General features: G+C 33.4%; 13 protein-coding genes. All 13 read left to right on the top strand.

All coding sequences use genetic code 11. From position 1 onward, the window contains the following. Positions 1-187 precede the first annotated feature (187 nt). On the top strand, positions 188-499 hold the full coding sequence (locus JJE11_RS08555; RefSeq protein ID WP_291634561.1) for a hypothetical protein: 312 nt from the start codon (positions 188-190) through the stop codon (positions 497-499). Then, a complete protein-coding gene (locus tag JJE11_RS08550; protein WP_291634559.1) occupies positions 486-2,144 on the top strand; it encodes a terminase TerL endonuclease subunit in 1,659 nt (552 codons plus the stop codon). The genes JJE11_RS08555 and JJE11_RS08550 overlap by 14 nt, the downstream gene beginning before the upstream one ends. A 63-nt stretch (positions 2,145-2,207) precedes the next feature. Further along, on the top strand, positions 2,208-3,377 hold the full coding sequence (locus JJE11_RS08545) for a phage portal protein (RefSeq protein WP_291634557.1): 1,170 nt from the start codon (positions 2,208-2,210) through the stop codon (positions 3,375-3,377). Positions 3,378-3,398: 21 nt separating this feature from the next. Continuing rightward, the gene (locus tag JJE11_RS08540; RefSeq protein ID WP_291634555.1) at positions 3,399-4,148 is read left to right on the top strand and encodes a head maturation protease, ClpP-related; all 750 of its coding nucleotides are present in this window, start codon (positions 3,399-3,401) and stop codon (positions 4,146-4,148) included. A 1-nt stretch (position 4,149) separates the two neighbouring features. Next, complete coding sequence (locus tag JJE11_RS08535) at positions 4,150-5,346, top strand: phage major capsid protein (RefSeq protein ID WP_291634553.1); 1,197 nt, start codon at positions 4,150-4,152, stop codon at positions 5,344-5,346. A 16-nt stretch (positions 5,347-5,362) separates the two neighbouring features. Further along, entirely contained in the window at positions 5,363-5,659 is a 297-nt protein-coding gene (locus tag JJE11_RS08530; RefSeq protein ID WP_291634551.1) for a hypothetical protein, read from the top strand. Next, the gene (locus JJE11_RS08525) at positions 5,656-5,985 is read left to right on the top strand and encodes a hypothetical protein (RefSeq protein WP_291634549.1); all 330 of its coding nucleotides are present in this window, start codon (positions 5,656-5,658) and stop codon (positions 5,983-5,985) included. Before JJE11_RS08530 ends, JJE11_RS08525 begins: the two co-directional genes overlap by 4 nt. Continuing rightward, positions 5,982-6,377, top strand: a complete 396-nt coding sequence (locus JJE11_RS08520; protein WP_291634547.1) for a hypothetical protein — start codon at positions 5,982-5,984, stop codon at positions 6,375-6,377. Before JJE11_RS08525 ends, JJE11_RS08520 begins: the two co-directional genes overlap by 4 nt. Further along, a complete protein-coding gene (locus JJE11_RS08515; protein ID WP_291634545.1) occupies positions 6,364-6,678 on the top strand; it encodes a hypothetical protein in 315 nt (104 codons plus the stop codon). The genes JJE11_RS08520 and JJE11_RS08515 overlap by 14 nt, the downstream gene beginning before the upstream one ends. Before the next feature lie 12 nt (positions 6,679-6,690). After that, on the top strand, positions 6,691-7,230 hold the full coding sequence (locus JJE11_RS08510; protein ID WP_291634543.1) for a hypothetical protein: 540 nt from the start codon (positions 6,691-6,693) through the stop codon (positions 7,228-7,230). Positions 7,231-7,267: 37 nt separating this feature from the next. Beyond that, positions 7,268-7,612: a hypothetical protein gene (locus JJE11_RS08505; protein WP_291634541.1), complete on the top strand. Its 345-nt coding sequence runs from the start codon at positions 7,268-7,270 to the stop codon at positions 7,610-7,612. A gap of 113 nt (positions 7,613-7,725) precedes the next feature. Continuing rightward, positions 7,726-7,878: a hypothetical protein gene (locus tag JJE11_RS08500; RefSeq protein WP_291634539.1), complete on the top strand. Its 153-nt coding sequence runs from the start codon at positions 7,726-7,728 to the stop codon at positions 7,876-7,878. A 19-nt stretch (positions 7,879-7,897) separates the two neighbouring features. Beyond that, positions 7,898-9,579: phage tail tape measure protein (locus JJE11_RS08495; protein WP_291634537.1), on the top strand; the 1,682-nt coding region annotated here is incomplete at its 3' end.

The raw sequence follows: 9,579 nt of genomic DNA, 5'->3' as shown, positions 1-9,579 counted from the left end.
TATCAGATACATCATACTATTAAATATAAAAAGCAATTGAACGTTGAAAGATGGTAGTAATAGCTACCCCCCGGTCGAAAAATTTGGAAAGCGGTCAGAGATACTGGGAAACGGTAAGGGTATAAGACAAAAGAGAAATATCGCGCATGTGAGAAAAATTTGAGCGAAAGGAGAAAATTTAAAAAATATGAAAAATACAATTAAAATTAAAGAGTCATTAATTAAGCAACTTGAAAATAAAAAAGCAAATACAGATTACTTTTTAGCTTTAATTGATGATTATATTTTTTATTCCAATGAAGAACAGGGTATGCAAGAAGATGTTAAAATACGTGGACGTTCTTATAAAGCAAAGTCAGCAAGTGGATTTATAATAATTAAAGAAAATGAATCATTAAAAAATGCACTGATATTTAATAAACAAAAACTAGCAATTTTAAAACAGTTAGGGCTAACAATTGATAATGTCGTAGGTGATGATGCTGATGACGAAATGTAAAAAGTTAATTCCCGAGATACAAAATTATATTGATCTAGTTAGAAACGGCACAATAGAAGTGTGTAAAGAACAAATCCAACTAGTTGATTATGTTGAAAAATGTTTTGCAGAAGAAAATTTATTTATTGATGAAACTATATTACAAAAATATTTAAGTCTCATAAAATACTTTCCGTTTGAATTATTTGAATGGGAGGTATTTTGTTTTACACTTCATAACTGTACTTATAAAAGAATAGGGATTTTAAGATGGCCCGATTTATTTATAATGGTTGGAAGAGGGGCTGGTAAAAATGGATATTTAAGTTTTGAAGACTTCTGTTTAATATCAGATTATAACGTAGTTAAAAAATATAATATATCTATTTGTGCTAATAGTGAAGATCAGGCTAAAACTTCTTTTGAAGAAATATATGATGTACTAGAAGAAAATAAACAGAAACTTAAAAACCATTTTAGCTGGACTAAAGAACTGATTAAGAATCTTAAAACTGGTAGTGAATTAAAATTTAAAACCTCTAATGCAAAAACAAAGGATGGCGGTAAAGAGGGTAAGATAGATTTTGATGAAGTACATTGCTATGAAAATTATAAGATTATAAATGTATTTAGAACTGGACTAGGTAAGAAGAAAAACCCACGTTCTACAGTAATCACAACGCAGGGTGATGTAAGAGATGGTCCTCTCGATAGTATGTTAGCTACGGCATTAAATATACTAAAAGGTGCAGAAGAAGATAACGGAACACTTCCATTTATCGCTAGGCTTGATGATGAAAAAGAAGTTGATAACCCCAAAATGTGGGACAAGGCAAATCCATCATTACATTATCTTGAAGAACTTAGAATTGAAATAGCTAAAGAATATGTGGATTATAAAAAAGATGCAGTTAGCAATTCCGCATTTATGACGAAACGTATGAATATTCCCAAAGGGGACGTAGATGTAGAGGTTACAAGCTGGGATAATATAAGTGCAACTAATCAAGAAATACCGAATCTCGAAGGAATGACATGTACCGCTGGATTAGATTTTGCAATGACAACAGATTTTGTATGTGCTGGCTTATTATTTTTATATAAAGGTAAGTATTATTGGTTAAGCCATACATGGATATGTAACAAGTGTAACGACTTAAAGAGAATTAAGGCACCACTTAGAGAATGGGAAGAATTAGGATTATTAACTTTTGTTGATGATGTAGAAGTAACCCCCAATATACCTGCTGAATGGCTAGCAGAAATGGGACAAAAATACAATATCACTACACTTGGCATGGATTTATTTAGATACGGTGTACTTAAAAGGGCATTAAATGAAGTTGGATTTGATGTAGAAAAAGGTGGCGCTAATAACATTAAAATCATAAGACCGTCTAGTGAAATGTTTGTAGCGCCTACTGTAAACTCTTTATTTGCTAATCATAATATAGTGTATGGCGATTCGCCACTAATGCGATGGTATACAAACAACACAAGTAAGAAATCAGAACCGCATGATAATATCTCTTACTCTAAAATTGAACCTAAGAGCCGTAAAACTGATGGATTTAAGGCATTTATTGCAGCAATGGCAGCTGGTGGAATTGATCTAGTTGATAGTGGAGACATAGTTGAATTGGACCTTGGTTGTTACACGTATTAAAAAGGTGATAAGTCTTAGCGATAAGGCTTTTTATTATGTCCTGAAGGGAGGTGATGAAAACATATGAGTAGCTTAATAGATTGGATGAAAAGTTTTTTGGGGATAGGAGAAACAACTATTAGCTTAACTGCAACCGCAATTTCTACAGAACAAAAATTAAACATTGAATTGTTTGCAATACATTCCGCAATTAATTTAATAGCTAGTAGTATAAGCAAATGTGAATTTAAGACTTATATGAAAGGTGTTGAATTTAAGGGTGATATTTATTATAAATGGAATGTAGAACCTAATAAAAATCAGAATTCTTCACAGTTTCTGCAAGAATTAATTACTAAATTGTTATTTAAGAATGAGGTTTTAGTATTACCTATTGGAAACCAACTTATAATAGCAGATAGTTTCTATCAAGAAGAATTTGCTATAGCAGAAAACACCTTTAGTAGTGTAACAAAAGGGACTAAAAGTTTTTACGATACTTTTAATATGAGCGATGTTTATTATTATAAATTAGGTAATACGGATATAAGAGCCTTATTAAGTAACCTAGTGAGTGGATATAATGACTTATTGAATATGTCTATAGGTAAATATAATCGTAGTGGTGGACGTAAGGGCATACTTGACATTGATGCTTTGGCTAGTAGTGATAAAAAGTTTCAAGAAAAACTAGATATTTTAATGAACACAAGATTTAAAAAATACTTTGAAGCTGAAAATGCAGTATTACCCCTAGAAAAGGGTTATAAATATGACGAAAAAGGTGGAGAAGGCAGTAAAAAAAGTACAAGCGAAATTGCAGATATTGCAATGATAACAAAGGAAATATTTGAAAGAGTTGCACAAGGCTTTAAAATACCACCAGCATTGCTAAGAGGTGATATAGCAGATATAGGAGCGACAACAACTAACTTTTTAACATTTTGCGTAGATCCTTTGGCAGATATGATAGGTGAAGAAAACATAAGAAAAGATTATGGTAAAGTCGCTTTTATTGCAGACAATTACATGAGGGTTGATACTACTACAATTAAACATATTGATTTATTCAGCATATCAGAACCGTTTGATAAGCTTATTGCTAGTGGCGGATATAGCATTGACGAATTAAGAGTGAAAGCTGGTGATGTAGCATTGAATACAGATTATAGTAAGCAACATTTTATTACTAAAAACTATCAAAAAATAGAAACTTTAGGAAATGAAACTACAACAACTACAGTTACAAAATAATAGTGAGAGGAGGTGAAAATAATGGCAAAAGCAAAAACAAATTTTATAATAAAACAAGCAGCAACATCAGGAAGTATTGATATATATATATATGATGACGTTGAAAGCGATGGTATGTCTTGGATGACTGGAGAAACTATTGAAAGCGAAACCTCTGCAAACTATATTAAAGATCAACTTGAAAGTGCTAAAGATGTAACACAAATTAATATATATATAAATTCATATGGTGGCGAAGTTAAAGAAGGTTTAGGAATTTATAATCTTTTAAAAAGAAGTACAGCGCAAAAGACAGTATATATTGATGGATTTGCTTGTAGTGTGGCAAGTGTAATAGCTATGGTAGGCGATAAGGTAATAATGGGTACAAATACATTAATGATGATTCACCATGCTTCAATGGGTTGTTATGGTAATGCCGAAGAACTTAGAAAGGCTGCAAATGATGTTGAAGTTATAGATAGTGCGAGCTGTTCAAGCTATCTTCAAAAGGCTGGTGATAAATTAACAGCAGAAATCTTGACAATATTACTTGATGGACAAACTTGGCTTAATGCAGAGCAATGCTTAAAGTATGGGTTGTGTGATGAAATAACAGGCCAAGAAGATAAAACAATTGCAGCAGCTAAACAAAGATTTAAAACGGCTATGAAGTTTGAAATTGAACAACATGAGCCAGTTTTAGAAGTTCCGGAAGAATTAATAGTACAAAAAACCAACTTTGAAAAATTAATGATGGCTTTCAAAAATAAAAACTCGGAGGTAAAATAATATGACAATTAGAAATAAGGATTTAGAACAACAAGCATTAAAAGATTCTTTAGGTGCTGCAATGAAGTCTGGTGATGAGGGTGCAATAGCAATGGCGTTATCACAATTTGCTGAAGGTGTTCAACAGAATGTTATGGATGAATTTAAAACATACCAACAAACCGCAGACGTTAGCATTTTAGCTAAGAGAGGGGTACATCAGTTAACTGCTGTAGAAGATAAATTTTATCAAGGCATAATTGGTGCTATGAAAGATAGTAACCCTAGACAGGCATTTACAACAATAACTACTGCATATCCTGAAACTGTTATTGATAATGTAATTGCTGATATTAAAGAAGCACATCCTCTACTCGCTGCAATCAATTTTACAAATACAACTGTATTGACTAAGATGATTGTAAATAAGCAAGGTGCACAACTCGCAGTATGGGGCGCACTTAATACAGCAATCACAGAAGAATTAGTTGGAGCAATCGGAGAAATTGACTTAACTCTTTGTAAATTATCCGCATTTATGCCTATATCAAAAGATATGTTAGCAGTTGGCCCATCTTGGATTGACGCTTATGTAAGAGGAGTATTAAGTGAAGCAATAGCACTTGCTATAGAAGAAGCTATTGTAAATGGTACTGGTTTAAATATGCCTATAGGAATGAACAGAGATGTATCTGATGGTGTTGTTATTACTGCTGGTGTATATCCTTTAAAAACTCCAATAGTGGTAAGTGATCTTTCACCTTTGAATTTTGGAATTATAGCAGCTAAATTATCAACTGGACCTAATAACAAGCAAAGACCAGTTGCTAAAATATTAATGCTTGTAAATCCATTAGATTACTTTACAAAAGTATATCCTAATACAACAGTAAGAGCGTTAGATGGCACTTACTCTTACAATGTGCTACCTTACCCAACACAAATAGAACAGTGTACCGCAGTAACTGCTGGGACTGCAATATTTGGACTAGCCGCAAAATACTTCATGGGAATTGGTGCAGGTACTACTGGCGGAAAAATCGAATACTCTGACGAGAATAAATTTTTAGAAGATCAAAGAGTTTACTTAACTAAACTTTACGGTAATGGTAAAGCACTTGATGATAATGCATTTGTATTAGCAGACATAAGCGCAATGGTAGCGGCAGACCTTAAGGTTGCAGTAACTAATATTGTTAAAACTAAAGAGCAAGTTTAATAGAGAGGTGATTTAAATGCCTATAGGATTATTAGAAGCTATAAAGGCATATTTACACATAACATGGGAAGATATTAACACTGAAATAAATTTAACCGGCATGATTAATCGAGGGATGGCACGCTTGCAAACTATTGCAGGGGTGTCTCTTGATTTTACCACTGAAAGTGATGCTAGAGCGTTATTATTTGACTATGTAAGATACGCTAATAGTCAAGCCTTAGAAATGTTTGAAAAGAATTTTGCTAGTGAACTAATGGCGCTACACATAAATAGTCAAGTCAACTTGGAGCCGGATGTGGTAGTAGAATGAAAATAAAAATAGGAAACATTCAATTTACAACTTTTAGTGATGGGATTTGCAACATTTTTACACTTGATGAAGATGGTAAAAGGGTAGCAAATAAACATACTAACCTAGGATTTGATAATAGAGTCCTAGGTTTTAAAAGATATTTTGAAGCATCTGCTAGGCAAATAGATATTAATAGAGTTATCAGGATTCCACAACTAGGTAATATAGATAATTATGATTTTGTTGAAATTAATAGTGTTATCTATGGGGTTAAAATGGCACAACCTATTTATGATACGAACCCACTTAGCATGGACTTGACACTTGACAAGGCACGTATATGAACACTGTAAGCATTGATAATTTAGCAGACGCAATAGTGAATGAACTTGAAAACTATAGTGAGAGTATTACAACAGGGGTTAAAGTTGCGGTTGATACAGTGGCTAAAGAAGTTAATGCAGAAATAAAAGCACATGTTACATTCACAGAGCACTCACGAAAATATGTTAAAGCTTTTAGAATTAAAAGTGTATATGATGGTAAATACAATAAGGGCAAAACCTGGTATGTAGCCAATGGACAGTATAGACTTACACATTTATTAGAAAAAGGACATGCCAAAATAGGAGGAGGGAGAACAGATGCTTTTCCTCATATAATTTTTGGAAATGATTTAGCAATAAGAAGAATGCAAGAATTATCAAAGGAGGCGATTGAAAATGCTGGACATTGAAACTTGGTTGGGAACCACAGGACTGAAAGTATCAGAAGAACGTTTTATCAAACCTCCTCCATTACCTTATGCTATATTTACGGATAGCCCAGATGTAAGCGGTGCTGATTTTTTAAATTGCATAGCTGATAGAAGCATTAGTATTGAATTATATTCTTTAAAAGTTGACCATGATTCAGAATTGCTAATAGAAAATTTGTTAAATGAAAAAGCAATAGATTTTAAAAAAGATCGTGTATGGATAGACACCCAAATGATGTTTATGTCCGTATACGATTTTAATTTAGTAGAAAAATTTTAGGAGGTATAAATAATGGACAAACAAAAAATTACATTAGGTAGTGGGAAATTATACACAGATGTATTCACAGAAACAATCCCAACAGATTTGCTTTTAGAGGTAGATGCAAATTTATTAGGATTAATTGAGGGTGGTGCAGCAATAGAATATAAACCTAAATTTGTTACAGTAACGGATGATTTGGGTCTTGTAAGTAAAACTATTTTGACAGAAGAAGAAGCAACAATGAAGTCAGGAGTAATGACTTGGAACGCAAATACACTTGCTAAAATTTGTAGTACTGCAAGAGTAACTGAAACAATAGATAAGAGAACGGTTTTAATAGGTGGCATAAGTAATCAAGATGGCAAGCAATATGTTATAAGGTTTGTACACCTTGATCCTATTGATGGTGACGTGAGAGTTACAATTGTAGGCTCTAATCAAGCAGGCTTTAAAATGGCATTCACAAAAGATAAAGCAACAATAGTAGATGCAGAATTTAAAGCAGAACCTAATGATGCTGAAGGTACTCTAATAATTTATGAAGAGACCATTCCAGTAGTAGTATAAAATATGGGGCTTAAAGCCCCTTTTTAGGAGGAAACAGATGTTTGATATTAATAGTGTTAATAAAAGATATTGGGATATTAAATTGAATGTAACGATTGAAAAAATCGTAGATGATAAAGAAATTGAAGAAGATGTTGAATTGAATTTACAAGTTGAACCACCAAAATTGAAAGCATTAAAAAAAATAACATCTTTAAGTAAAGTACGTGATGAAGATGCTATAGAAGATTTAAGTGAAGCTGTAAGAATGATTTTGAATAAAAATAAAAATAAAACAAAAGTATCTGATGAAGTAATGAATGAATTAGATTTAGATCAGTTATCTGCAATTTTAACATCTTATTTTGAATGGCTAGGTAAAGAAAAAATCTCAAAAAACTAGAAATCCCTTATTATGATGATGGGAATGGTGACGAGGGACACTTTACAGTTAACACAATTGAGGAAAAAATAGTTTGTAAATATACAGGATATGATTTTGACAGGCTTGAAAGTATGGGAGTTTTTGAATATTGGCTATTTTTAAGGGATGCGGTTATATATAATCATATGCAAAGCGAAGAAGGTAACAAATATTTAGATAATTGTTGGAGAATGAAACAAACGTCTCCAGATAGAAAAAGACTTAGAGAACAATTTAAAAAATAAAGAAGAAAGGAGGAATAAGATGGCTGGGAATAATATAAAAGGAATAACCGTAGAAATAAACGGAGAGACTGGACCACTCCAAAATGCATTAAAAGGTGTAAACAAATCTAGTTATGATTTAAAACAAGAATTGAAACAAGTTGAAAAAGCTTTGAAATTAGATCCTACTAATACAGTGCTTTTACAACAAAAACAAGAGCTTTTAGCTAAGAGCGTAACTAACACTAAAGATAAATTAGAAACATTGAAAATCGCAGAACAACAGGCACAAGCTAAATTCGCAGAGGGCAAGATAAGTGAGGAACAATATAGGGCTTTGCAAAGAGAAGTTATAAACACCGAGCAAGAATTAGGCAGATTAGAAACTGCAGCGGCAAACAGTAATTCTACATTAGCTAGAATTTCCGAAACGTCGGATAAAATAGCAAAAGGTGCTAAGAATGTAGGTACCGCAATGACACCAGTTACAGTTGCTATCGGTGGAGTTGCTACTGGAGCAGTCGCTGCATTTACCGCGGTTGATGAAGGCATGGATATTGTAATTAAAAAAACTGGTGCAACAGGAAAAACTGCAGAAGAATTAGAAACGATATACAAAGATTTAGCATCTAGTGTACCTGATAGTATGGACCAAGTTGGCGCAGCAGTTGGAGAAATTAATACACGTTTTGAATTTACTGGTGAAACATTGAAAAAAGCTAGTGAGGATTTTTTAAAGTTCGCACGAATAAATGATATGGATGTTAACTCGTCGGTAAAATTAGTTTCACGCGCTATGGGTGATGCAGGCATTAAGTCTAGCGAATACAATTCTGTACTTGATAAATTGACCGTAGCAGCACAAAAAAGTGGTATAGGCATGGATAGTTTAACAACTAACCTTGCTAAATATGGTGCGCCTATGAGGGCGTTAGGTATTGATACCGATACGAGTATTGCAATGTTTGCCGGATGGGAAAAAGCTGGGGTTAATACAGAAATAGCATTTGCAGGTATGAAAAAAGCTATAAGTAATTGGGGTTCTCAGGGCAAAGATAGCGCAAAAGAGTTTGAAAAAACACTTGAAGCAATTAAATCAGCCCCTGACATAGCGAGTGCAACTAGTATGGCAATAGATGTATTTGGACAAAAGGCAGGCCCTGATCTTGCAGATGCAATCCAAGGTGGGCGTTTTGAAGTCCAAGATTATATAGAAGCTTTAAAAAAAAGTGAGGGTGCAGTAACTAATACTTATGCTGGTATAGAATCAGGAACGGATAAAGCAAAAACAGCTTTTAATGCGTTAAAGGTAGCTGGCGGAGAACTTGGTGAAACGATAATGACAACACTAACACCTATTTTAATGAGTATAGCAGAAAAAGCCAAGGAATTAGCAACTAAATTTGCCGGATTAAGTGATGGAACAAAGAAAACTATATTAATTGTAATGGCATTAATAGCTGGAATAGCACCGTTAGCATTTTTAATAAGTGGAATAGCGACAATAGTTGGTGCAGTAGCAGGAGCATTTACAATAGTTAGCGGGGCTATAGCAGCAGCAACTGGCGGAGCCGCAGCTGCTACACCAGTTATTGCAGGTTTAGGCGCAGCTATAAAATTTATGATGGGTCCAATAGGATTAACTATTATAGCAGTAATCGCTTTAGTAGCAGGGTTTGCATATTTATGGACACACTGTGAAGGATTTAAAGCCTTTTGGAT

It is taken from the genome of Clostridium sp., assembly GCF_016650095.1.
Taxonomy (GTDB): domain Bacteria; phylum Bacillota; class Clostridia; order Clostridiales; family Clostridiaceae; genus Clostridium_AD.
Note: the sequence above shows the minus strand (reverse complement) of the source record. Positions and strands in the feature narration are given on the sequence as shown.

Coding starts and splice junctions, on each gene's coding strand:
- JJE11_RS08555 (WP_291634561.1), top strand. CDS start 188: ATGAAAAATACAATTAAAATTAAAGAGTCATTAATTAAGCAACTTGAA.
- JJE11_RS08550 (WP_291634559.1), top strand. CDS start 486: ATGACGAAATGTAAAAAGTTAATTCCCGAGATACAAAATTATATTGAT.
- JJE11_RS08545 (WP_291634557.1), top strand. CDS start 2,208: ATGAGTAGCTTAATAGATTGGATGAAAAGTTTTTTGGGGATAGGAGAA.
- JJE11_RS08540 (WP_291634555.1), top strand. CDS start 3,399: ATGGCAAAAGCAAAAACAAATTTTATAATAAAACAAGCAGCAACATCA.
- JJE11_RS08535 (WP_291634553.1), top strand. CDS start 4,150: ATGACAATTAGAAATAAGGATTTAGAACAACAAGCATTAAAAGATTCT.
- JJE11_RS08530 (WP_291634551.1), top strand. CDS start 5,363: ATGCCTATAGGATTATTAGAAGCTATAAAGGCATATTTACACATAACA.
- JJE11_RS08525 (WP_291634549.1), top strand. CDS start 5,656: ATGAAAATAAAAATAGGAAACATTCAATTTACAACTTTTAGTGATGGG.
- JJE11_RS08520 (WP_291634547.1), top strand. CDS start 5,982: ATGAACACTGTAAGCATTGATAATTTAGCAGACGCAATAGTGAATGAA.
- JJE11_RS08515 (WP_291634545.1), top strand. CDS start 6,364: ATGCTGGACATTGAAACTTGGTTGGGAACCACAGGACTGAAAGTATCA.
- JJE11_RS08510 (WP_291634543.1), top strand. CDS start 6,691: ATGGACAAACAAAAAATTACATTAGGTAGTGGGAAATTATACACAGAT.
- JJE11_RS08505 (WP_291634541.1), top strand. CDS start 7,268: ATGTTTGATATTAATAGTGTTAATAAAAGATATTGGGATATTAAATTG.
- JJE11_RS08500 (WP_291634539.1), top strand. CDS start 7,726: ATGGGAGTTTTTGAATATTGGCTATTTTTAAGGGATGCGGTTATATAT.